Annotated in this window: 20 protein-coding genes and 1 pseudogene; 1 reads left to right on the forward strand and 20 read right to left on the reverse strand. The window is 68.7% G+C overall.

From position 1 onward, the window contains the following. The first annotated feature begins 16 nt into the window (after nucleotides 1-16). Complete coding sequence (locus Q7W02_09825) at nucleotides 17-1,678, forward strand: tetratricopeptide repeat protein (protein MDO8476475.1); 1,662 nt, start codon at nucleotides 17-19, stop codon at nucleotides 1,676-1,678. On the opposite strand, the gene Q7W02_09830 is transcribed toward Q7W02_09825, so the two are convergent. The 20 genes and pseudogenes from Q7W02_09830 to Q7W02_09925 all read right to left on the reverse strand — a co-directional run bounded on the left by Q7W02_09830 (nucleotide 1,675) and on the right by Q7W02_09925 (nucleotide 22,703). Continuing rightward, nucleotides 1,675-2,799, reverse strand: a complete 1,125-nt coding sequence (locus tag Q7W02_09830) for an acyltransferase (GenBank protein ID MDO8476476.1) — start codon at nucleotides 2,797-2,799, stop codon at nucleotides 1,675-1,677. The genes Q7W02_09825 and Q7W02_09830 overlap by 4 nt on opposite strands. Before the next feature lie 95 nt (nucleotides 2,800-2,894). Next, entirely contained in the window at nucleotides 2,895-3,083 is a 189-nt protein-coding gene (locus Q7W02_09835; GenBank protein ID MDO8476477.1) for a hypothetical protein, read from the reverse strand. 4 nt (nucleotides 3,084-3,087) lie between these two features. Next, the gene (locus tag Q7W02_09840; GenBank protein MDO8476478.1) at nucleotides 3,088-5,001 is read right to left on the reverse strand and encodes a tetratricopeptide repeat protein; all 1,914 of its coding nucleotides are present in this window, start codon (nucleotides 4,999-5,001) and stop codon (nucleotides 3,088-3,090) included. 165 nt (nucleotides 5,002-5,166) lie between these two features. Next, nucleotides 5,167-5,520: pseudogene (locus Q7W02_09845) on the reverse strand (IS3 family transposase). A 207-nt stretch (nucleotides 5,521-5,727) separates the two neighbouring features. Continuing rightward, nucleotides 5,728-6,810, reverse strand: coding sequence for a 3-dehydroquinate synthase (gene aroB, locus Q7W02_09850; GenBank protein MDO8476479.1), 1,083 nt, complete (start codon nucleotides 6,808-6,810; stop codon nucleotides 5,728-5,730). A 12-nt stretch (nucleotides 6,811-6,822) separates the two neighbouring features. Then, nucleotides 6,823-7,989 carry a chorismate synthase gene (gene aroC / locus Q7W02_09855; protein MDO8476480.1) on the reverse strand — a complete coding sequence of 389 codons (1,167 nt, stop codon included), beginning with the start codon at nucleotides 7,987-7,989 and terminating at the stop codon, nucleotides 6,823-6,825. A gap of 10 nt (nucleotides 7,990-7,999) precedes the next feature. Next, entirely contained in the window at nucleotides 8,000-10,393 is a 2,394-nt protein-coding gene (locus Q7W02_09860; GenBank protein ID MDO8476481.1) for an AMIN domain-containing protein, read from the reverse strand. Between the two features lie 37 nt (nucleotides 10,394-10,430). Then, nucleotides 10,431-10,916 (reverse strand): hypothetical protein, encoded by a 486-nt coding sequence (locus Q7W02_09865; protein ID MDO8476482.1) that lies wholly within the window; start codon nucleotides 10,914-10,916, stop codon nucleotides 10,431-10,433. A 14-nt stretch (nucleotides 10,917-10,930) separates the two neighbouring features. After that, a complete protein-coding gene (gene pilO, locus Q7W02_09870) occupies nucleotides 10,931-11,584 on the reverse strand; it encodes a type 4a pilus biogenesis protein PilO (protein MDO8476483.1) in 654 nt (217 codons plus the stop codon). Between the two features lie 3 nt (nucleotides 11,585-11,587). Beyond that, the gene (locus Q7W02_09875) at nucleotides 11,588-12,136 is read right to left on the reverse strand and encodes a PilN domain-containing protein (protein ID MDO8476484.1); all 549 of its coding nucleotides are present in this window, start codon (nucleotides 12,134-12,136) and stop codon (nucleotides 11,588-11,590) included. Then, the gene (gene pilM / locus Q7W02_09880) at nucleotides 12,133-13,230 is read right to left on the reverse strand and encodes a type IV pilus assembly protein PilM (GenBank protein MDO8476485.1); all 1,098 of its coding nucleotides are present in this window, start codon (nucleotides 13,228-13,230) and stop codon (nucleotides 12,133-12,135) included. The genes Q7W02_09875 and pilM overlap by 4 nt, the downstream gene beginning before the upstream one ends. A 157-nt stretch (nucleotides 13,231-13,387) precedes the next feature. Further along, nucleotides 13,388-14,569 (reverse strand): hypothetical protein, encoded by a 1,182-nt coding sequence (locus Q7W02_09885; GenBank protein MDO8476486.1) that lies wholly within the window; start codon nucleotides 14,567-14,569, stop codon nucleotides 13,388-13,390. Then, nucleotides 14,566-15,021, reverse strand: a complete 456-nt coding sequence (locus Q7W02_09890; protein ID MDO8476487.1) for a hypothetical protein — start codon at nucleotides 15,019-15,021, stop codon at nucleotides 14,566-14,568. The genes Q7W02_09885 and Q7W02_09890 overlap by 4 nt, the downstream gene beginning before the upstream one ends. 179 nt (nucleotides 15,022-15,200) lie before the next feature. Continuing rightward, a complete protein-coding gene (locus Q7W02_09895) occupies nucleotides 15,201-15,680 on the reverse strand; it encodes a hypothetical protein (protein ID MDO8476488.1) in 480 nt (159 codons plus the stop codon). Between the two features lie 53 nt (nucleotides 15,681-15,733). Continuing rightward, complete coding sequence (locus Q7W02_09900) at nucleotides 15,734-16,498, reverse strand: prepilin peptidase (protein ID MDO8476489.1); 765 nt, start codon at nucleotides 16,496-16,498, stop codon at nucleotides 15,734-15,736. Nucleotides 16,499-16,613: 115 nt separating this feature from the next. Further along, entirely contained in the window at nucleotides 16,614-17,030 is a 417-nt protein-coding gene (locus Q7W02_09905) for a prepilin-type N-terminal cleavage/methylation domain-containing protein (GenBank protein ID MDO8476490.1), read from the reverse strand. 279 nt (nucleotides 17,031-17,309) lie between these two features. Then, nucleotides 17,310-18,707 (reverse strand): sigma-54 dependent transcriptional regulator, encoded by a 1,398-nt coding sequence (locus Q7W02_09910; GenBank protein MDO8476491.1) that lies wholly within the window; start codon nucleotides 18,705-18,707, stop codon nucleotides 17,310-17,312. A 12-nt stretch (nucleotides 18,708-18,719) separates the two neighbouring features. After that, nucleotides 18,720-20,366 carry an ATP-binding protein gene (locus tag Q7W02_09915; GenBank protein ID MDO8476492.1) on the reverse strand — a complete coding sequence of 549 codons (1,647 nt, stop codon included), beginning with the start codon at nucleotides 20,364-20,366 and terminating at the stop codon, nucleotides 18,720-18,722. Between the two features lie 3 nt (nucleotides 20,367-20,369). Further along, entirely contained in the window at nucleotides 20,370-21,569 is a 1,200-nt protein-coding gene (locus tag Q7W02_09920; protein MDO8476493.1) for a type II secretion system F family protein, read from the reverse strand. Nucleotides 21,570-21,584: 15 nt separating this feature from the next. Then, a complete protein-coding gene (locus Q7W02_09925; protein ID MDO8476494.1) occupies nucleotides 21,585-22,703 on the reverse strand; it encodes a type IV pilus twitching motility protein PilT in 1,119 nt (372 codons plus the stop codon). Between the last annotated feature and the right edge of the window lie 6 nt (nucleotides 22,704-22,709).

A 22,709-nucleotide genomic window follows, 5' to 3' on the forward strand; every position in this document is an offset into this window, starting at 1 on the left:
CGGCCTCGGAGCTGTCGTGGTCTTCCTGCCGGCGCTCGCGAACGGCTTCATCGACTGGGATGACGGCTCGCTGCTGCTCCGGAACCCGTGGTATCGCGGCCTCGGCCCTTCGAACCTCGCGTGGATGTTCACGACGGTTCTCATGGGTCACTGGATGCCGGTCAATTGGCTCTCCTTCGGCCTCGACTACCTCCTCTGGGGGATGAATCCGGCGGGCTATCACCTGACCAACGTCCTGCTCCACGCCGCCGGCGTCGTCGTCTTCTTCTGCGTGGCGCGGGCACTCCTGCGACCGGCCCTTCCGGCCCGCCCGGCGTCCGACCCGTGGCTCAGCATGGGCGCCCTCGTGGCGGCGCTCGCCTTCGGGATCCACCCGCTGCGCGTGGAGTCGGTGGCGTGGGTCACGGAGCGGCGGGATGTGCTCTCCGGGCTTTTCTACCTCCTCGCTGTGTGGGCCTACCTGCGCTATATCGCGCGGCGCGCGAAGAGCGCGTACTGGGCCGCGCTCGGCTGTTTCGCCCTCGCGCTCATGTCCAAGTCCATCACGGCGAGCCTGCCCGGCCTCCTGGTGCTGCTCGACATCTACCCGCTCCGCCGCCTCGGCGGCGCGGCCGGCTGGCTCACGCCCGCCGCGCGGCGAGTCTGGCTCGAGAAGTTGCCCTTCGCGGCGCTCGCGGTCGCCGGCGCGGCCGTGGCCGTCCGGGCCATCGCCGTCGGCGGCGGGCTGACGCCGCTCGGCGTCCTGGGTCTCCCGGCCCGCGCGGCGCTCTCGCTCTACGCGCTCGGCTTCTACCTCGCGAAGCTCCTCTGGCCCACGTCCCTCTCGCCGCTCTATGAGCTCGCGCTGCCGGTCCGCCCGCTCGAGGCTCGCATCGTGCTGAGCGCGCTCGGCGTCGTCGCGGTCACCGGCGCGGCCCTGCTCCTGCGTCGGCGCTGGCCCGCGTTCCTCGCGGCGTGGGCAGCCTTCGCCCTGACCCTGCTGCCCGTGCTCGGCATCGCGCACAACGGATACCAGGCCGCCGCCGACCGGTATACCTATCTGGCCTGCCTGGGCTTTGCCGCGCTCGCCGGAGGTGCCGTCGCGGTCTGGCGCCGCCGGGCGCTGTGGCCGGCCGCGCTGGGGCTCTTGGCCCTGGCCGCGCTGACCTGGATGCAGGTGCCGGTGTGGCGGAGCGATGAAAGCCTCTGGCGCCGGGCCGTGGAGCTGGAGCCCGGCTCCGGGGTGGCGCGCTCCAACCTGGGCGCCGCTCTCACGGCTGAGCGCCGCTATGCCGACGCCGTGGCCGAGCTCGAGCGGGCGGTGGCGCTCCGGCCGGGCTATGCCGAGGCGTGGAACAATCTCGGGCTGGCCTGGGCGCAGCAGGGTCGTCCCGCAGAGGCCGCGGAGGGCTTCCGCCGGGCCGTGGCGGTTCGCCCCCGCTTCGCCGAGGCGTGGAACAACCTCGGCGTGGCCCTGGCCGTGCAGGGGCGGCGGGACGAGGCGCTCTCGCACTTCCGGGAGGCGCTCCGCCCGAACCCGGACTACGCGGAGGCGCGGAACAATCTCGGTCTCGCCCTCGCGCAGGAAGGCAAGCTACGGGAGGCGGCCGAGCAGTTCATGCGCGCGGTCGAGCTGAATCCCGAATGGATCGACGCGCGGAGGAATCTGGAGCAGGCGCAGCGACTGTTGGGTCGCTAAAGGGCGGGCGCGACGGCGGCGGCCGGCGCGGCGGCCGTGCGATCGGCTTGCCGCGCCGCGAATCGCGATTTCAGGCGAAGCGCCGGCGCCTCGATCCAGCGGTAGGAGGCCCCGGCCATGGCGAACGTGATCACCCACGCCGGCACGATTCGGGACGGGATGTATTCGAGGAGACCCGAGGCCAACAGGGCTCCCGCGAGGAAGAACACGGGAAGGTGCCACAGGTAGATCGCGTAGGAGCGCTTCCCGATCCACACGAGCGGTGACCAGGCGAGAAGGGGAGCCAGGCGCGAGCCGGGCTGCAGGACGTCCACGATGAGGATGCCGGCGGCCACCGCCACGATGGTGCTCGCCCCCCGCCGGGCATAGTCGTCGGGCAGACGCGCCATCACGAGTACGGCCGCGAGGACGGCGGCGGCCGCCAGCGCGGCGACCCGCCATCGCCACCTCGTCGTGGCCGACGGATCGCGCCCGCCCCGGATGTACCCCCACGACACGAGGCACGCCGTCGCGCACCCGATGAGGATGGGATCGGCGTGCGCGTCCGTGCCGAGGTAGAAGCGCCGGCCCGTCGCTCCGCTCACCGCCAGGTGATAGCGGAGGAGGATCGATCCCAGGGTGGCCAGGAAGAGGCCGGCCACGAGCAGCCATCGCGCGCGCACGCGGCGGAGGAGCAGGGTGAGGACGGGTGGCCATACGAGGTAGAACTGCTCCTCGATCGACAGCGACCAGGCGTGCCCGAGCATGCCCTGGGGAAGCCCCGCGATGGCCGCCCAGTTCGCCACGTAGAAGATCACCGCGAGGACGAAGAGCGACATGCCGACGACGCGGGACGGGCCCGCGGTGGCGATCATGGCCACTCCGGAGACGATCACCACGGGCACGAGGGCGGGGAGAAGCCGAAGGGCCCGGCGGCAGTAGAAATCACGCAGGGCGATGCGCCCCGCGGCCGCGTGCTCCTCGATCAGGAGCGTGGTGATGAGGAAGCCGCTCAGGGTGAAGAAGACGTCCACGCCGAGGAAGCCGCCGTGAATCAGCCCGGAGTGATAGAGCATGACGGCGAGGATGGAGATGGCGCGGATGCCGTCGAGGGCGGGGTGGTAGCCAAGCCGTGTCGTCATGGGCGGCGCTTCGGGACGGTGGTGGACGGCGGGTGGCAGGGCAATGATCTATTTCTAGCACGGCCGTAGACGGCCGCCCGAGAGAATTGGGAGGCTCAGCCGAGCTCGGCCAGGGCCTCCAGGATCACGGGCTTGGGGACGTCGAAGACGATGCGGAAGCGTCCGATCTCCGGGTTGACCTGGTCGTCCCAATTGAGGAACTGGCCGTCGAGCGATGGGATGAACACCGCGAAGCAGAGCGTGGCGACCAGGCTCGGCAACCCCCAGCGGTGGAGCAACCTCATCAGCTCACTGCTCCCGGGCCTGGCCGAGCTCGCGCAGAGCCCGGTCGAGGTTGCTGCGCGCGTCCTGAAAGGCGGGCTTGAGGCTTACCGCCTCGCGGAAATGCTCGGCGGCCGCGGCCAGCTGGCCCTGTTGTGCCAGCGCAATGCCGAAGTTGTTGTGCGCCTCGGCGAAGCCCGGCTTGAGCTGGACGGCCTCAGTGAAGTGAGCCACGGCGGGGGCGAGCTGGCCGTGGCGCGCGAGAAACGCGCCCAGGTTGTTGTGCGCCTCGGCCGAGTCCGGCCGGAGCCGCACGGCCTCGACGAAGTGCCGGGACGCTTCGTCGACCTGTCCACGGCGCTCCAGCGCCTGGGCGAGATTCGCGTGCGCTTCAGCGTAGGCCGGCCTGACGCGGAGCGCCTCGCGGTAGTGGGCGATGGCTGCATCTGTGTCGCCCAGCCCCGCGAGGAGCACGCCGAGGTTGAGGTGGGTCGCCACGAGGCGAGGGTTCAGCCTTAAGGCCTCCTGGTAGGAGAGCCTTGCCGCTGGGAGGTCGCCCTGAGCGGCGAGTGCGAGCCCGAGATTGTTATGCGCCTCCGGGTAGCGCGGCCGGATGCGGAGCGCCTCGCGGTAGTGCTCGACTGCGGCAGCCGTCTCTCCGTTCTGGGCCAGCGCCCATCCGAGGTTCAGGTGGGCGACGGAGGACGGGTGGGTTTTCAGCGCGTGGGTCCAGAGGGTCTCCGAGCTCTTCCAGGCCTGGACCTGGCTCCAAGTGAGAAGTCCTAATGCGATCGTCACGATGGCCCCCAAGACCGCAGCGAGTGGAGCGCGCACCGGCCAGCACCACGCGAGCACACCCCCGAGGGCCAGCGCCCATGCAACGCACGCGAGGTAGGTGTAGCGATCGGCGGCGATCTGATGGCCGTTGTGGACGATGCCGAGCACCGGCAGGAGGATGACGACGTAAGCCAGCCACGCTCCTAGGAGCGCAGGCCGCCTGCGGCGCAGGCAGAGGGCGAGCGCCGTGATGGCTAGGACCACCGCGGCGCTCAGAACGAACGGCCAACTCCAAGGATCGAGCCGGGGCGGAAGCTCGTAGAGCGGGGAGAGATTCAAGGGCGCCACGGTCTTCCAGAGATAAAACGCCAGTGAGAAGAGAGAGATGACGGCCCGGTCGAGGGCGCCCACCACGGCGAGGGGCGTCATGTTGCCGGTACCCGAGAGGACGAGGAGCGCAGTGGCGCTCGCGGCCAGGGCGAGCAGGACGAAGGGCACCTTCTCGAGGAGGACACCGCGGGCCGGTCCCGCGAGCCATGCACGCGAGGGCCAAGGGAGCCGCCGTAGAGGATAGACGTCCAGGATCAAGAGCACGGCAGGGAGGCTCACTACCATGGATTTCGAGAGCAGCGCGAGAGTGAAGGAGGCGAGCGAAGCCCAGAGCAAGGACCGGTGTGCGGCCGTAGCACCGGAAGCGTAGTGGAGGTATGCCAGGATCGCGAGGAGGTAGAAAAGGCCCGAGAGGAGGTCGCGGCGCTCGGTGACCCAAGCTACCGATTCCACGCGTAGCGGATGGAGCGCGAAGAAAAGCGCGGTGAAAGTCGCGCCGGCGACGAGGCTCCCGGCCTCGTCCCGCTTGGCCGGCCTGGCCAGGGCGAGGATCTGCAGGGCGATCCCATACACGACCGCCGCGTTTGCCGTGTGGAGCAGCAGGTTCGTCAGATGGTAGCCCGCCGGGTTCATGCCCCATAGGACGTAATCGAGGGCGAACGTCATCCAGGTCAGGGGGATGTAGTGACCGAGGTGATTCGTGGTGAACATCCACCGGAGGTGGTCCCATTCGAACCCCCGGTAATGAGGGTTGTCCACGAGATTGTGGCGATCATCCCAATCGAGGAAACCGTTGCCAAGGGCCGGCAGGAACGCGGCGAGCGTGGCTAGCACAACGAGGGCGCAGGCCAGCGGGTGAGCGATTCGCAGTCGAGAGGACCGGGGGGTCACGTCGTTAGCCGCCGATGCGCGTAGCCGACATAAAGGCCGTTATCAGCCCCAAGCCAGGGACGTTTGGACGCCGAGCGGCGGGTCAAACCGCGCTGAACAGCCCTGACCTTGTTTTTGCAGTTCGACCAGGGCCTCAGCCCGCTCGGCGCGCTTCCGCCACCGGATGCTCTCTCGCTCCAGTTCGGTGATCCGCTGGTCGCGCGGACCGGGGACCCGCGGCACGGGCCCGCGTTTCTTCGGTGCCGCCGCCAGCTCTCCTCGCTCCCGCGCCGCGCGCCACGTCGTCAGGTGGGACGAGTACAACCCCTCCCGCCGCAACAACGCCCCGACCGCGCCCGACGTCTTGCAGGCGTCCGCCTCTCGGAGGATCTTCCGCTTGTAATCCACCGTGAACCGCCGCCGCGTCGCCTTCGCCACCACCTCGATCGCCGGCCCACCCAGGGCCTGCTCCAATGCGCTCATCGCTCTCCAATCCCGACTCGCCCTCGACACGAAACTTCCAGGGGGTCACTGTCTCACTCATATTGGCAGAGAGGGCCGGGCCAGCTTTCGCGTCACCTATTGGGTGGTGCCCTCCGTGCCAGCGAGGAGCCCCCGAGAGCCACGTTTCATGCGGGCGTTGAGCGATTATTGCCCGGTTCGTTCACCCTTCAAATCGAAAATGCGGGTTCAGCCGAGCTCGGCGAGGGCGTCGAGGATGGTCGCTGTCGGCACGTCGAAGACCAGGCGGAACGCGCCGATCTCGGGCGCCAGCACAAAGGGCACGCGGCCGTCCCTGGACTTCTTGTCGCGGCTGAGCGCCTCGACCACGAGCGAAGGCGCCCCTCCAGCGCCGCGCACAGGCAACCCGACGGCTTCGAGCAGGCGGACCTGCCGCGCGCGCACCCCGGGCTTGGCCAGGCCGAGGCGCTCGGCGATCCCGGCCTCGGCGGCGATGCCGAGCGACACGGCCTCGCCGTGGGCGAAGCGCCGGTAGCCGGTGACCGCCTCGATCGCGTGCCCGATCGTGTGCCCGTAGTTGAGGACGTGGCGGAGCTCCGACTCCTGTTCGTCGCGCTCGACCACCGAAGCCTTGAGACGGCACGAGCCCGCGACGATCCGCTCGAGGGCGGCGGGCTCGCGCTCGAGCAGGGCCGCCACGCCGCGCTCGACGTCCTCGAAGTACGCCGCGTCGAGCACGATGCCGTGCTTGATCACCTCCGCCAGCCCCGATCGGTACTCGCGTTCCGGCAGGGTCAAGAGCGCGGCCGTGTCGGAGAGCACGAGGCGCGGCTGGTGGAAGGCGCCGATCAGGTTCTTGGCCCGCGGGTGGTCGATGGCCGTCTTGCCGCCGATCGAGGCGTCCACCTGCGCCAGCAGCGTGGTGGGCGCCTGCACCACGCCGACACCTCGCATGTAGGTCGCCGCGGCGAAGCCCGCCAGGTCTCCGACGGCGCCGCCGCCCAGCGCCACGACCGTCGAGCTTCGGTCGAGACCCGCGTCGAGGAAGCGCTCCCACGTCGAGGCGGCGACCTCCAGCGTCTTGGCGCGCTCCCCCTCGGGCAGGAGCACCGTGGTGACGTCGAAGCCTGCGGCGGCGAGGCTCCGGGTGACGGCGGCGCCGTGGAGGGCCAGGATCGCCGGGTCGGTGACGAGGGCGATCTTCCGGCCGGCCTTGAGGCGGGCGAGCTCGGCTCCGACCATGGCCAAGGCGCCTGCGCCGACGAGGATGCGGTACGAGCGGGCGCCCAGATTGACGGGGACGTCGATCATCTACCGCCCCCGCTACCAGCTCTTGAGGTAGTCGAGGTAGCCCTGGTAGTTGCGGCGGATCTCGTCGATGCTGTCGCCGGCGAATTTCTCGAGGAAAGCCTCGACCAGGGCGAGCGCCATCATGGCCTCGCCGACCACTCCGGCGGCCGGGACGGCGCACACGTCGCTGCGTTCCACCACGGCTTCCACCGTCTCCTTGGTCACCATGTCTACCGACTGGAGAGGCTTGCGCAGGGTCGAGATCGGCTTCATCGCGGCGCGGACCACCACGGGCTGGCCGTTGGTGACGCCGCCCTCGAGGCCCCCGGCGCTGTTCGAGCGGCGGTGGAAGCCGCTGTCGCTGTCGAACAGGATCTCGTCGTGGACCTGCGAGCCCGGCCGGCGCGCGGCCTCGAAGCCCATGCCGATTTCGGCGCCCTTGATGGCGTGAATGGAGCAGAACGCGCGCGCGAGGCGCCCGTCGAGCTTTCGGTCCCATTGCACGTAGGAACCCAAGCCCACGGGACAGCCGAGGGCGACCACCTCGAAGACTCCGCCCAGCGTGTCACCGGCTTCCTTGGCCCGATCGATGGCCTCGACGATGGCGCGCTCCGCGGCGGGGTCGGCGCAGCGGACTTCCGATGCTTCGGCGCGGCGTCGAACCTCGTCCCAGGGCACCTCGAGCGGGCCGATGCGCACGCCGCCGATCTCGGTGACATGGCTCAGGATCGTGATGCCGAACTCGCCGAGCAGTCGTTTGGCCACGCCCGCGACGGCGACGCGCGCCGTGGTCTCGCGCGCGCTCGAGCGCTCGAGCACGTTACGGATGTCGCGGTGGCCGTACTTCATGGCTCCTGCCAGGTCGGCGTGTCCAGGGCGCGGCCGCGTGACCGCCTTGGGCGGGGCTCCGGCCGGCGGCTCGCCGACCGCCATGGTTTGCTTCCAGTTCTCCCAGTCCCGGTTCTGGATGGTGAGCGTGATCGGGCTGCCGAGGGTCACGCCCCAGCGCACGCCCGAGGAGATGTGGGCCTGGTCGCGCTCGATCTTCATGCGCCCGCCGCGGCCATAGCCGCGCTGGCGGCGAGCCAGGTCCTCGTTGAGGTGCTCCTCGGTGAGCCCGAGGCCGGCGGGCACGCCGTCGATGACGGCGGTGAGAGCCTCGCCGTGAGACTCACCGGCCGTCAGAAAGCGGAACGCCACGGGGTGCGCGCTACTTCGGCGCGATGGGGGTGGTGGCCATGCCGGCGCCCCCCTGGCCCGTCACGAGCGACGGCGTCACGAAGATCACCAGCTCGCGGCCGGTCTCGCTGTTCTCCTTCTGCTTGAAGAGCCAGCCGAGAATGGGGATGTCGCCGAAGAGCGGCACCTTGCGCACGGTCGTGCTGGACGAGCCCTGGGTGACGCCGCCGATGACGAGCCGGTCGCCCTCCTTGATCAGGACCTGGGTCTCCGCCTTCCGCCGGTTGATAATGGGCACCGTCATGCCGGGGGTGGGGCTGATGTTGGCGCCTTGCGAGTTGTTCTCCACGACGATCACCATCTTGATCTTGGTGATGACCTGGTCGCCGACCCTCTCCCGGAGCACCGTCGGCGTCACCTCGAGCTTGAGCACGGCCTCCTTGAACTGGATCTGCGTGCCGGCGGAGCTGACCGTGGCGTACGGGATCTCCTCACCGAGCGACAGGGAGGCCTTGTTGTTCTCGACCGTGACGATCTCGGGCCGCGCGAGCGTACGCGTCTTGCCCTGTTTGGCCAGGGCCTGGAGCGCCAGGTTGATGTTGAAGCGATTCGAGATCAGGCCGAAGGCTAAGCCGCCGGCGGGCGCGCCCGCGTTGGTGGCGCCCGGTAGCGCGCCGAAGGGCAGGTTGACCAGATTGCCGCCCAGCGGCAAGCCCGTCGTGCCCGATACCGGGAAAAGCTGGGAGAGGGTCAGGTTCGGGTTGGCGGCGCTGAAACTGTTCGCCCCAACCGGGGTGCCTGCCACCGCCCCCGCCGTCTGGAAGCCCTGGCCTACCAGCGTCGTAGTATTGTTGACATTGCCGACGATGGCGCCGCCCCACTGGACGCCGATGCCCTCGAAGGCGTCGCGGTCGAGGATCTCCATCCGCGCCTCGATCTTCACCTGCGGCAGCGGGATGTCGAACTTCTCCTTGATCAGCTTCTTGATGCGCTCGAGGTCGGCCTCGTAGTGGCGGATGAAGATGCTGTTGGTCGGCTTGTGCGCCTGGATCGTGATGCCCTTGGCGAGGACGTCCTGGCTGACCGACACGACCTGCTGGTTCGGCGAGGGCTGGAAGGGCGGGTACGGGCTGTTCGGCTCCGGCAGCCGGCCGAGGGCCGGGTTCGGGGGGCTCGACCCGACCACGGTCGGGTTCTGCGGCACGCTCTGAATGATTGGCGCAGACGATACCGGCTGGGTGCCCGAGGGGGGAATGCCGAGGATGCCCTGGAGCGTCTTGGCGAGCTCCTCGGGGTCAGCGTACGACAGGCGGATGGTCTCCTCACGCAGCGGTCCGCGCGCCTTGGCCTCGGTGATGGCCGCATCGGACTGGAGCTTCTTGTAGGCGGCCTCCGCTTCCTTGAGCTCCGCGTCGGCGCGCTTGGTGCGGATCTCAGTCTCCGCCTTGACCTGCGCCTCCTGCACGCGCGCCTGCGCCTCGCGTTCCTTGGTCAACTGCTCGATGGACACGATCCGGATGATGCCGTTGCGGTCGAGCCGCTGCAACCCGCGAGCCTCGAGGATGGTGGCGAGCGCCTGCTCCCAGGTGACGTTGTGTAGCGACACCGACACCTTGCCCTTGACGTCCTCGCCCGCCACGATGTTGCGCCCGCTCTCGGCGGCCAGGATGCGCAGGAGGTTCACGACGTCCGCGTCCCTGAAGTCGAGCGAGATGAGCTTGTCGCCCGATGGCGCCTGCCCGCTGGGCATGGACGGTGCGCCGGGCGCGGGCGGCGGAGCGGCCGGCCCCGCCTGGGCGATGCGAGCAGGAGCAGGGGCGGCCTTGGGCTCGACTGCCGGCAGGGGCGCCGGAGTGACCGTGGCCATAGCTTCCTTGTCGGGTGCGGCGGGAGGCTTCGCGGGGTCGGCGGCCCGCGCTTCCATGCGCGGCGTCTCCACGCGGGGGGCCCAGGCTTCGGCCGGCGCCGGCGGGACCTTCGCCTTCGTCTCGCGCGGCTTCGCCGCGGGTTTCTCGGCCTGGGCGGTACCGGCCGGCTCGAGCACGATGAGCAGGCCTTCGGCGTCTTCGTCGATGCGGTAGCCGACCTTGCGGGAGAGCTCGACCACGACGCGCGCCACGCTGCCCTTCCACTGGCTGCCGCGCACCTGGCGCACGGGCTCCGTGTCGGACTTGAGCGTGGTCTTGCTCCAGGTGTATGTGGCGCCCGGCAGGTCGACGACGAGACGGTTCGGGGAGTCGATGAAGCTCGACTGGTACTTTGCCGGACCGCTGGTCTTGATGCGGACGGTGACCCCGTCGGACAGGCGGTCGACGCTGAGTGACGTCACCTGGACGGCGGCGTCCGGCGTCTGTGCGGTTCCGATCCCCGCGGCGACAACGGCGAGCAGGAGCAGCAATCCCACGCTCGGCACCATGGCCTTCATCGGGCGATCACCCCTTTCGCGGCTCTGTGTCCGCATGTCAGTCGAGGACCAAGCGCAGGGTCACCGAGGTGGGACCCTGACCCGGCTGCGCCGCGACCGCGAAGGTCACGGTGGTTCCGGTGATTCCGGTCACCCGTCCGTTGCCGACAGCGTCGCCGCTCTTGAGAATATACCCGACACCGTCGGGCCCTTCGACGAGGGCCAGCGTGCCCTGGCGGCCCTGCACGATGCCTACCAGCTTCGCTGCCGTGATGTTGATCCCCTTGGCCTCGAGCGCCAGCGAGACGGGCGAAAACGGGTCGCGGCGGCTCTTGGCGTCGTAGGCCAGTGGCGGGAGCACGGGGCCCGCGCCCGGATCGAGTGGGCGGACGGCGGACGCTCCGGGCCCGGCCGGCGCCTGGGGAGCCGCTGGTGCGGCTACGGGCACCGGGGGCTTGGGCGGGGCGGGCGGCGGCTCGGCTCCGCCACAGGCGCCGAGCAGCGTCGCCCCGACGATCGGCGCGACCTTCCAGCTCAGCTTCATTGGCCAGCGCAGCTTCATCGGGACTGCCCCGGCGGCGCGGCGGCGGGCGACCCTGCCGGCGCACGCGGCGCCGCGGGGGAGCCCGGCTTGACGGGCGGCGGCGGCGCGCCTTCCGGCCTGAACGTATACGTCGCCAGCGTCATCTCGGCCCGGAGCGTGCCCGTGGGCCGGTCGATGCCGATCACGCGGAAGTCGCCCAGCGACACGATGCGCGGCATCTTGCCCACGCGCTCCAGGAAGGCGCCCAGCTGGTGATAGGTGCACTCGGCCGTGACCGAGATCGGCACCTCCGACAGCACGTCCCGGTCCTCGGCCGCCTTCGGCTGGAAGAGCGAGACGCCGAGCCCCGACTGCGTGGCGAGGTCCGACACCTGGCGGTACACCTGCGGAATCTCGCGCTCCGAGGGCAGCCGCTCCTTGGCCGTATCGAGGCGCTTGCGCAACGCCTCGGCCAGCGCGCGGAACGGGCGGAGGTTGGCTTCGTCCGCCTTCGCCTTGAGCACCTCGGCGCGGCGGACCTCGTTTTCCTCCAGGAGAGTGTCGCGCTCCGCACGGGCGCCGGAGATGAGGAAGAAGTAACCCAGCGCGCCCACTATGACGAGCACCATCGCGCCGAAGATCAGCTTCTGCGGGCGCGGCGCGTTGACGATGGTGTCGAGTGCGCCCACGGCTCAGGGCTCGAAGCGCGTGACCACCTCGAAGGTGATCAGGCGCGGCGACTTGGTCAGGTCCTGCTTGGCGTCCACGATGTCCACGTCCTTGAACCTGCCGCTGGCCTTGAGGTTGGCCATGAAGTCGGACAGGGCCGTCGCGCTGTAGGTGGTGCCGGCGAACCGAAGCTGCGTCCCCTTCTCCTCCATACGCGTGAGCCAGAGGTCCTTGGGCAGGGTGTCGAGGACGGCGTCGAGCAGGTAGACGGGACGGGTTTGGCGACGCGCCACGAGCTCGATGGCGTTGACCCGGCGCTCGAGCAACTCCTTGTCGCGTCGGAAGCGCTGGCCTTCGGCGATGATCACCTTGAGCTTGTCCGCCTGCTTCTTGTTCTCGGCGATCTCGGTGTTCAGGCGCTTGGTCTCCACCGAGAGGCTCAACCACCAGCCGCCCAGCACAAGCACGAGCCCCAGGGCGACCGCTCCGAAGAGTATGCCCAGGTTGAAGCTCGGGATGGAGAGGCTGACGCGGCTCTTGGTCGAGGGCGGCGCCAGGTTGATCCTGATCATGCGCCCTTGTCTCCCGGACGCCGCAGCCCAAGCCCTACGGCCACCGCAAGGAGGGGCCCGGCCTGGTCGAGCTCCTCGGCCGAGAACTGGCCGGCGTCGTGCTCTACGCGCTCGAGCGGCCGCGCGACTTCCACCGGCACGCCCCAGGAGGAAGACAGGAACTCGTCGATCCCCGCGAGGCGCGCGCAGCCGCCCGACAGCACGATGCGGCCGATGCGCTCCGACTCGGCCGTCGACGCGAAGTAGTCGAAGGTGCGCTGGACCTCCAGCGAGAGGTCGCGCGACACGGCCTCGAGCGCGGGCACGAGATCGTCCCAGGCGACTCCGACGTCCTGGCCCTGCTTGGCCGCCTCGGCCTTCTCGAAGGGAATGTTGAGCCGCTGCGCGATGGCCAGGGTGTAGTTGTGGCCGCCGAAGGGAACGTCGCGCGCGAAGACGGAGGTGCCGCCGCGCACGACGTTGGTCTTCATGACGGTGGCGCCGATGTCGATGAGCGCCACGGCCTCGTCGGCCGGCTCCGGATGGTTCAGCTCGAACTGGTTCTGGATTGCGAAGGCGTCGAGGTCCACGACGAGGGCCTCGAGGCCGGCCTGCTCCACGGCCGCGACGTATTCGAGCACCTTGACCTTCTTCACCGCGACCAGGACCACCGACATGGAGTTGACCGACTCGCCGACGACCTGGTAGTCGAGGAAGACGTCGTCCACCGCGAAGGGAATGTGGTGCTCGGCCTCCAGCGTGATGGCGTCGGCCAGCTCCTTCGGCGTCACCTTGGGCAGGGGGACACGCTTCATGATGCCTTCGCGTCCCGAGACAGAGATGACCGCGGCGGTGCCCTTGATGCCGGCCTTCTGCACGCATTCCCTGACGGCGTCGCTGACGAGACCGGGCTCCTTGATGCTGCCCTCGCTGATCACGTCACGGGGCAGGGCGACCTGGGCGAATGCCGTGAGGCCCCACCCGCCTTTCCCTTCACGGAGCTCGACCGCTTTGATCGAGCTGGACCCAATGTCGAGCCCAAAGGTCAAGGGCTTCTTGCCCATTCCGAACAACCCCATGGCCGGCTCCCGGTCCTGCTGACCGCCGACTCCCATGAGGGGGTCCCTGCGGCCGAGTGAAGGTTGACTGCCCGTCAGCAAAAAATGCTGACCTCTCGCGTAGTTTATAACGGGGGCTGGGCCCAACTGTCAACTGTTCGACGCTACTAGATAAAGGGGTCTCGACTCCCCGGAGCCCGACGGATGGGGCAAATTAGGGGTCTGAAGGCTCGCGGTACGACCCGGCCTTGAGCATCCAGCCTCTCGGCACGGTGCCGTCGCCTCCGGAAGCTGCCGCGCAGTCAAACGTAAGAGCTGGGCCGCCGCCGGTCCGGGAGAGGCTCCCAGAGCCGCCGCGCACACCTGCGGCAACGACCTGCCCCTCGATGCCTCCCGGTGTCGCGCCGCGATACGCGAAGCCGTCCTGCGCATATACGAGTCCGCGCACGCGCGCGTCGCCCGAGATCTCGAGGGAGCCGGCGACGACGAGCCAGCCGCGGAAGGCGCCTCCGACGAGCTCGGCTCGCGCGAGCTCCGCCGCGGGGGTCGCGTCCGTGATGGGAGCCCCATTCGCCGTATCGACGAACACGAGGCCCTCTGGAGCGGGACGCGAGGCGTCGAAAAGGACCGAGCCCCTGTAGTAACTGCCGCGCGCGCGGGCCAGCCGCTTGAGCGCAAGGAGGTCGACATCCGTGAAGTTCCATGCGAGCGCCGCATCGGCCGGCTGCGCCTGCACGTAGTCCCCAGCTTCGTTGGGCGTGTCGTTGCCGTCGGCACCCCAGACCTTCGCGGTCGGCGCCACGCTCACGACGCCGCTCGACCAGGCGCCCCGCTTGCTGCCGCACCGCGCGTCTGCCCTTGCGTCCACTGTCACCTCGGCGGTGACCTCGAGATCACCCCGCACGCAGAGCGCACAGGGTGCGCTTTCCGCAGGCGCGCGCAGCCGCCACAGCGTGCCGGTGATGCGCTGGTGGGCTTTGGGACGGGTGTCCCCGGCGTCGTCAGTCGGCGCCCATCCTATCGACAGCACGTCGCGCTCGTTCTGGGCCGCGCCGGCGACAACCTCGAGACGGAAGCCGCCCAGGGGCGCACCCCCGGCCGCCATGACGATGAGCCGGCTTCCGTCGTACGGCGGCGGGACCGTAGGCGGCAAGGGGTCTCGTAGCCCGTTGGGCGCCTCGGGATTTGCGAGGGCCCAGAGGGCCTGCTCGATGCCGGCCTCGGCCAGCGCTCGTGCCTGCGCCGTGCGGAGCTGATTGGCCGCGATGGTGGGCTCCGTCGCCGACATGACGGAGAGCCCGAGGATCAAGGACGAGAGCAGTACCAGCGTGACGATGGCCAGCGGCAACGCGGCGCCCCGCTTGTCCATCCAGAGCCGGACCAGGAATCCCCTCACCGCTGGGCGACGAGCGTCGTGACGGAGACCGTCTTGTCGAGCGCAGCCAGGCCTGAGCCCGTGACCGGCCGGTACGCCACGGTCACCGTCACTTGCCGAAGGCGCCCGGAGGTGATGACGCCGCAACCGGGTGGAAGGCCGCAGTCGAGGACTCTGACCTGACGGCTATAGCCGGCGTATGGGTCGGGCAGCGCCGCCTCGTCGGCGAAGGTTGTCGTGCCGCCGCTCTGCGGAGGGGACAGCGGCGCACCTGACACGCCGAGTCGATCCACGGGCGGTGCCGCGCTCCACGCAGCGGTGCGGACCTTTTCGAGGCGCGCGCTGGCGAGAAAAGTGGCGGTCGAAAGTTTGGCGCCCTCGCTCACGGCGACGCCCGCCACGGGAATGGCGGAAGTGAGCGCGGAGAGGCCGATGGCTACCACCGCGACGGCCGCCAAGACCTCGACAAGCATCCCGGTTCAGGGCTCTACGGTCGCGTGGACGGACGTCGGGGCGAGGACGCTCTGGCTGTGACTGGGCTGGGTGACGTGAACGGCTGCCGCCGACCCGCTGCCCAGTTGCCCGCTGCCCAGTTCGTAGTGCAGTGCCGCCGAAGCACTGTGCACAAAGACGTCGACGAGCATTGCCTCGCTCAGGGTCCGATGGTCACGCGACCGGAGGCCGAGACGAGGACGCTCAGGCTGGAGGTGCCGTTGGTGACCGTGAGGGTGGCGGCCGGAGCTGCGGCGCCCAGGTTGTTGAACACCGGGATGGCGCTGGTAGCGAGGGTGATGCCGTCGGGTGTCGGGATATTGCCAGCAGCGTTCGTGCCGGATCCCGTCCAGACGCCGGGACTCTGGCAGTTTCCCTGCTTGGTGTAGGTGATCGCCGTCGCGGTGATCCCTACCGAGACGGAGCAGTTCATCTGGATAGCGAGCTGGCGGCCTTGGTTCAGATAGGCGGCAACATCCGCGGCGGCTCCCCGCACCTGGGCGCTTTGGTAGTAGGTGATGAACGCCGGGAGGGAGAGGCTGAAAAGCGCCCCGATCACGGCCAGCAGAACCGTCAACTCGGCGAGGCTGAAGCCGGCTTGGCTCTGGGCTGGTCCTCTGTGCGGACGGATAACGCTCATGGCGGATTATTGAAGCAAGAAAGGGGCCAGCTGGGACCCCCTTGAAATCGGTTTCAGCTCAAGAAACGGCCGAGATACCAGTCCAAGAGGGTATTTCCCCAAAAAAGGCTGACCACGGCCCCCAAGGCCAGAAACGGACCGAAGGGCACGGGGTCCTTCCTACCCTTGGTCCCGGTCACGAGGAGCCCGATGGCCACGGCGCCTCCGGCGAAGACCCCTACGAGGATGGCCAGAAGCACCAGCTTCCAGCCGAGGAAGGCTCCCATCATGGCGCCGAGCTTCATGTCGCCCCCGCCCATGCCTCCGCCGCTCGCGAGGATGATCGCCAGAAAGAGGCCTCCGCCAACCAGGATGCCGAACAGCGTGTCGAGCCAGGCGGCAGGATGGAGGGCCATAGCCAGCCCGGCCCCGACAACGATCCCCGGCAGCGTGATGACGTCGGGAATGATCTGGTGATCCAGGTCGATGGCGGTGATCGCGACAAGGGCCGCCAACAGGAGGAGCGCCGCGCCGAGGTCGAGCGCCGGTCCGAACCGCCGGGCGGCCAGCAGGAACAGCACCGCCGTCAGGAGCTCGACCGCCGGGTAACGCCACGAGATGCGGGCTTGACAGCTGCGGCAGCGCGCACGGAGCCATAGCCAGGAGAAGACGGGCACGTTGTCGTACCAGCGGATGGGGCTGCCGCAGGCTGGACAGGCCGACGGCGGATGCACGACGCTCCGGCCGTCGGGAAGGCGTGCGATCACGACGTTGAGGAAGCTGCCGATGACGAGGCCAAAGAGGAAGCACGCCGCGTCGAGGAACATGGGCGGGACCACGGCGTGATTGTACAGGAGCGAGGTCTGGAGCCCGGCAGGATCGCGGCGACGCAGGTGCGACGAGGGAGGGGCGTGGGCCCCTCCCTCGTCCGGCCGGCAATGAGTGAATGGCCTGCTACGGCACGGTGATGGTCGTGGCGTCGCCATTAGCGGTGATGGAGAAGGTCCCGGCGGTGCTCGACGTGTAGCCGTAGGCGGTCCAGCCCGGCGAGCCGCCCGGAGGCGGAGCGGGCACGCGGGTGACGAAGGGGCCAGCGCTCTGGTTCAGGCCGTTGAGAGTGGCCACAGTCAGATCGGTCAGGGCCACCGGCAGCGTGCCCATGTGGGCCGTGAAGATGCTGACCGACGACGCAAGCGTCCGCATGTCGGCCTGCGCCTTGGCGACGCGGGCGCGGGTCTGGACGTTGGCGTACAGCGGGATGGCGATGGCGGCCAGGATGCCGATGATGGCCACCACGATCATCAACTCGATGAGCGTGAAGCCGCGCTGGTTGCCCAGCACTGTCCTCTTCTTGTGCCACAGGCTAATCATCTCTTTGTCTCCCCCTTGTCAAGTATGGGGTCTCTCGACCCCGGTATGAAGGCTTAGCCTTCTTGGCACTTACAGAAAGCATGTTCGGTGCCATGTGTCCGCGAGGTCCTCACAGCCGCCACACGACTGACACGACCAGGGGAGAAGTTACAGGCTGGCGGCTAAGGCACTGAGAAACAACGACCGCGCCCTGGATGTCAGGGCCCCCAACATGGGCATCAGGCCAGGGTTCTATGGCGTGCGGCTGACGGTTGGTGTCAGCAGGGAAACCCAAAAGTGTCAGGCGTCGGGGCCGGACCCCTTGCGCATCATGTGGTGTTTCTGGAGCTTGTAGCGGAACTGGCGGAAGGTCATCTTCAGCAGCTCGGCCGCCTTGGTTTGCACGCCGCCGGTCCGGTCGAGCGCCCGCTGGAGATACCGGCCTTCAATGGTGTCGAGCGTCGCCTCCAGGTCGAGGCCATCCTCGGGCAGGTCCACGCTGTCGAGGCCCTTCACGGGTCGCTCGCGCCTGACCGACTCGGGCAGGGAGTCGATGCCCAGCATGTCCCCGGCGCCGAGCACGATGGCCCGCTCGAGCACGTTCTCGAGCTCCCGGATATTGCCGGGCCAGCGATAGCGTTCGAGCACCGCCATGGCCTCGGGCGTGACTCCCCGGACGTCCTTCCCCAGCTCCTTGCTGAACTTCTGGAGGAAGTGGGCGACGAGCAGTGGGATGTCCTCGCGGCGCTCGCGCAGGGGCGGCAGCTGGATCGGGATGACGTTCAGCCGGTAGAAGAGATCCTCGCGGAGGATCCCTTCCTGGACGGCCTCCTCGAGGTCACGGTTCGAGGCGGCGATGAGCCGCACGTCCGTTTTGATGTCCTTGGTGTCGCCCACGCGCCGGATCTCGCGAACCTGGATCGCCCGGAGCAGCTTGACTTGTAGAAGGGCCGGGATCTCGGTGATCTCGTCGAGGAAGAGCGTGCCACCCTCGGCCGACGAGAAGAGACCGACCTTGTTGCCGACGGCGCCCGTGAAGGCGCCGCGGACATGCCCGAAGAGCTCAGACTCCATCAGCCCCTCGGGGATGGCTCCGCAGTTCACGGGGACGAAGGGTTTGTCCCGCCGGAAGCTGTTGAAGTGGATGGCGCGGGCCACGAGCTCCTTGCCGGTACCGCTCTCGCCCGTGACCATGGCCGTCGAGGGGCTGTCGGCGATCTTGCGGATAGTGTCGAACACCTCCGCGATGACGCCGCTCTTGCCGATGATGTTTTCAAAGCGGTGCTGCGTCTCGAGCTGCCTGCGAAGGTAGAGGTTTTCGTCCCGGAGACGCTTGCGCTCGAGCGCATTGCGGACGATGAGGTTGACCTCGTCCAGCTTGAACGGCTTGGTGATGTAGTCGTAGGCGCCGAGCTTCATCGCCTCCACCGCCGTCTCGGTCGAAGCCACGGCCGTGATCACGATGACGGCCGTGTCGGGCGAGATCTCTTTGGCGACGCGCAACACCTGGAGCCCGTCCACCTTCGGCATCCTGAGATCCGTGATGACGGCGTCTACGGTCTCACGGTGGAGCGCCTCGATGGCCGGCTCCCCGCCCGCCGCCGTCAGGACGTCATAGCCCTCCTTCTCCAGGGTGATCGAGAGGAGGTCCCGCATGCTCTTCTCATCGTCGACCACGAGGATGCGCGCCTTGGCCATGGTGGCTCGATGCTACACCGCGGCGTCAGCGGACGGAAGGATCAGCATGAAGCTCGTGCCGGCGCCCGGCTGGCTGCGCACCTCGATCTGGCCGCCGTGGTCCTGGACGACCCGGTAGACGAGGGCGAGCCCGATGCCGCTGCCTTCCGCCTTCGTGGAGAAGAACGGCTCGAAGATCTGGGGCAGGTCGGTCTCCGCAATGCCCTGGCCCGTGTCGCTGATCCACAGCTGCAGGCGCGGCGGCCCGCCGCCGGGCACGACCCGGCCGCCCACGCGCAGCTCGCCGCCCTCGGGCATGGCCTGCACGGCGTTGATGCAGAGGTTCCAGATGGCCTGGTGTAGCTGCTGGGGGTCGACCCGCGCGGGTAGCTTCTCGCCGTATTCCCGGATCACCTTGAGCTCAGCCGGCAGCGAGCGGTGCTCGACGAGGAGGACGACCTCCTCCAGGAGATCGGCGAGGTCGACGGCGTGGCTCGCCATGGGCGCCGGCCGGGCGTACTCGAGGAAGTCGCGGATGATGCGGTTGAGCCGCTCCGACTCGCGCAGCACGATTTCGACGAGACGCTCGCGGCCGGGATCGGCCGGCAGCTCGCGGACCAGCGCCTCGATGGCGCCCGAGAGCGAGGCCAGCGGGTTTCGGATTTCGTGCGCGATGTTGGCGGAGAGCCGCCCGATGGTCGCCAATCGGTCTGCCTGGCGCACCTGCTGCTCCATCCGCTTGATGGACGAGAGATCCTGGCAGACGCCGATGAGCCCGACGGCCTCGCCGTCACCCGAGCGCAGCGACCAGAAGGAGACGCCCACGGGCACCTCGTGCCCGTCGCGCCTTTTCAGGCGGATCTCGTACCGCAGGGACTGGGCGCCGGGCCCGGCGGCCGCCTGCCGTGCCTCCTCGAGGTCCACCTCACGCCCGAAGAGGGCCTCCCAGGTCTGGCCCAGCGCCTCCCGCTCGGCAACGCCCGTAATGGACTCCGCCGCCCGGTTGAAGGCGGTGATGCGCCCCTCGGGGTTGACCGCGATCAGCCCTGAGCCGACCGACTGGAAAATCAGGTCGCGGAACGCCTGGAGATCGGAAAAGTCCTTGCGCTGGCTCTCGAGGTTGCGCTGGGCGAGGTAGTAGCGTTCAGCGAGCGAGCCGGCCAGGAGGGCGATGGCGAACAGGACGGCCGCGTTGAGGAGGACCGTGAGCACCTCGAGGGTCGTCGGCTGGACCGGCTCAGCGAGCCCCAAGAGGGTCAGGAGGTGGCGGCCCAGCACGACGTCGACGTAGAGGAGGCCGGCGAGGCTGGCCGCGACCAGGCCGCCGCGGCGACCCAGCAGCAAGCAGCCCTCGAGCACGGTCAGCACGTACAGGAAGGTGAAGACCGAGTGCGAGCCGCCGCTCGCGGCGATGATGCCCGTCACCAGCGCCACATCGAGGCAGATCTGCATCCACGCGAAGCGGCGGAGATCGGCCCCGTGCGCGCTCCCGACCATGAGGAAGCACGAGACGAGTCCGGCGGCCGAGACGGCGAGGCCGAAGAACAGGAAGTCGAACTGGAAGCTGCCCGCGTAGCGCAGTACCGCGCCCGCGGCCAGGACCATCGCGGCGGTGATCAGCCGCGCCCAGCTCAGGCCGCGCAGGGACGTCCGGAGCGGCTGAGGTTCTTCGACCGGCACGCGCTATTTGACCAGAGTGACCAGTTTGAAGATCGGCAGGTACATGGCCACGACGAGGCCGCCGATGATCACGCCGAGCACGACGATCATGAGGGGTTCGAGCAGCGCCGTGAGCGCGCCCACGGCCGTGTCGACCTCGTCGTCGTAGAAGTCGGCGATCTTGGACAGCATCGCGTCGAGCGCGCCCGTCTGCTCGCCGACCGAGATCATCTGGATGACCATCGGCGGGAAGACCCCCGAGGCCTTGAGCGGCTCGGCCAGCGTCTTGCCCGCGGTGACCGCGGCGCGGCACTGCATCACCGCCTTCTCGACGACCTTGTTTCCGGCGGTTCGCGCGGTGATGCGAAGCCCCTCGAGGATCGGCACGCCGGAGGACACGAGTGTGCCCAGCGTGCGGGTAAAGCGGGCGACGGCAACCTTGCGGATCAGCGTTCCGATGACGGGGAGCTTGAGCAGCAGCGCGTCGATGGTGGAGCGCCCCTTTTCCGTCCGGTAGTAGGCCCGGAGGGCAAAGACGCAGCCGATGACGCCGGCGATGATGAGCAGGATGTAGCTCCGCACGAAATCGGAGAGCCAGACGACCACTTGGGTCGGCAGCGGCAGGTCGGCGCCCAGATCCTTGAACATCTTGGTGAAGGTCGGGATCACGAAGGTCAGCATGAAGATGACGACCAGCATCGCCACGCTGATGATGCTCGCCGGATAGATCATCGCCGACTTGACCTTCCGCTTGAGCGCCGCGGCCTTCTCGATGTACGCCGCGAGGCGCTGGAACACCGTGTCGAGGATACCGCCCGTCTCGCCCACCTCGACCAGGTTGACGAACAGGTCGTCGAACGTGCGCGGGTTGCGCCGCAGCGCGTCGGCCAGGGTCGAGCCCTGCTCCACGGAACGGGCGACCCTACCCGTCACATCGCGGAGGTTCTTCGACTCACTCTGCTCGGACAAGATGTGGAGGCACTGCACGAGCGGCAGGCCCGCGTCGATCATGGTGGAGAACTGGCGCGTGAAGATCGCCATCTCCTTGTCCTTGACCTTGCCGCCGCTCTTGCTCGGGGTCTTGCCGCCGGCCTTCTCGTTGATCTTCGTGACGAGGATGGCGCGCTTGCGGAGCTCGCCAACCGCGGCGGTGCGATCTTGCGCCTCGATCTCGCCGGTGGTCGTCCCGCCGGCCCCGCGTCCCTGGTACGTGAAGACCGCCATGTCACACCCTCCTGGTTACCGTTTGCCGAACGGCGAGCTGCCCGTGAGGGTCGTGGTGGGGGCGCTCGGGCCCGCCGCCACCAGCTGGGACAGCTCCTCCGGCTGCATGCTCCGGTTGAGCGCCTCTTCGCGACTGATGTGCCGCTTCTGAACCAGCTCGATGAGCGATTGGTTCATGGTCTGCATGCCGAACTTCTGGCCCGCCTGCATGGCCGAGTAGATCTGGTGGATCTTCTCCTCGCGGATCAGGTTCCGGATGGCCGGCGTGGTGATCATGATTTCGAGCGCCATGACGCGCCCCCGGCCGTCGGCCGTCGGGATCAGCTGCTGCGAGAGCACGCCCTCGAGGACCAGTGACAGCTGCGCCCGCACCTGGGACTGCTGGTTGGTCGGGAAGACGTCGATGATGCGGTTGATGGTCTGGGCGCAGGAGTTGGTGTGCAGCGTGCCGAGCGTCAGGTGGCCCGTCTCGGCGATGGTCAGCGCGGCGGCGATGGTCTCGAGGTCGCGCATCTCACCCACCAGCACCACGTCCGGGTCCTGACGGAGGATGTACTTGAGCGCGTTTTTGAACGACTGGGTGTCCGAGAAGACCTCGCGCTGGTTCACCAGGCACTTTTTGTGGTGGTGAACGAATTCGATCGGGTCCTCGATCGTCATGATGTGCTCGTTGCGCTCGTTGTTGATCTTGTCCACCATGGCCGCGAGCGTCGTTGACTTGCCCGAGCCTGTCGGCCCCGTGACGAGGACCAGGCCCTTGGGCCGATCCGCCAGCTGCTCGACGACAGCGGGCAGGCCGAGCTCTTCGAACGAGCGGATATTGATGGGGATGACCCGGATCGCGGCCGCGACCGCGCCGCGCTGGCGGTAGACGTTGCAGCGGAACCGCGCCAGGCCCTGGATACCGAAGGACAGGTCGAGCTCGTTGTCCTCCTCGAACTTCTGTTTCTGCCCCTCATTCAGCACGCTGTAGGCCAGCCGCTGGGTGTCCTGCGGCGTCAGACGCTCGAACTGCGTCAGCGGCGTCAGCTTGCCGTGCAGCCGGATCTGCGGGGGGGTGCCCGTCGTGATATGCAGGTCGGACGCCCCTCGCTCGATCATGATGGTCAGCAGGTCGTGCATCGTCGCGGCCATGGCCTA

The organism is Candidatus Rokuibacteriota bacterium (genome assembly GCA_030647435.1).
Lineage (GTDB): Bacteria > Methylomirabilota > Methylomirabilia > Rokubacteriales > CSP1-6 > AR37.

Excerpts from the sequence above, each read along its gene's own strand:
- Q7W02_09910 (MDO8476491.1), bottom strand. The coding sequence starts at position 18,707 with ATGGCCAAGGCGCGCATCCTCGTGGTCGACGATGAGAAGAGCATGCGG.
- Q7W02_09890 (MDO8476487.1), bottom strand. The coding sequence starts at position 15,021 with ATGCTTGTCGAGGTCTTGGCGGCCGTCGCGGTGGTAGCCATCGGCCTC.
- pilM (MDO8476485.1), bottom strand. The coding sequence starts at position 13,230 with ATGGGAGTCGGCGGTCAGCAGGACCGGGAGCCGGCCATGGGGTTGTTC.
- Q7W02_09860 (MDO8476481.1), bottom strand. The coding sequence starts at position 10,393 with ATGAAGGCCATGGTGCCGAGCGTGGGATTGCTGCTCCTGCTCGCCGTT.
- Q7W02_09925 (MDO8476494.1), bottom strand. The coding sequence starts at position 22,703 with ATGGCCGCGACGATGCACGACCTGCTGACCATCATGATCGAGCGAGGG.
- aroB (MDO8476479.1), bottom strand. The coding sequence starts at position 6,810 with ATGATCGACGTCCCCGTCAATCTGGGCGCCCGCTCGTACCGCATCCTC.
- Q7W02_09895 (MDO8476488.1), bottom strand. The coding sequence starts at position 15,680 with ATGAGCGTTATCCGTCCGCACAGAGGACCAGCCCAGAGCCAAGCCGGC.
- Q7W02_09835 (MDO8476477.1), bottom strand. The coding sequence starts at position 3,083 with ATGAGGTTGCTCCACCGCTGGGGGTTGCCGAGCCTGGTCGCCACGCTC.
- Q7W02_09875 (MDO8476484.1), bottom strand. The coding sequence starts at position 12,136 with ATGATCAGGATCAACCTGGCGCCGCCCTCGACCAAGAGCCGCGTCAGC.
- Q7W02_09920 (MDO8476493.1), bottom strand. The coding sequence starts at position 21,569 with ATGGCGGTCTTCACGTACCAGGGACGCGGGGCCGGCGGGACGACCACC.
- Q7W02_09830 (MDO8476476.1), bottom strand. The coding sequence starts at position 2,799 with ATGACGACACGGCTTGGCTACCACCCCGCCCTCGACGGCATCCGCGCC.
- Q7W02_09865 (MDO8476482.1), bottom strand. The coding sequence starts at position 10,916 with ATGAAGCTGAGCTGGAAGGTCGCGCCGATCGTCGGGGCGACGCTGCTC.
- Q7W02_09905 (MDO8476490.1), bottom strand. The coding sequence starts at position 17,030 with ATGATTAGCCTGTGGCACAAGAAGAGGACAGTGCTGGGCAACCAGCGC.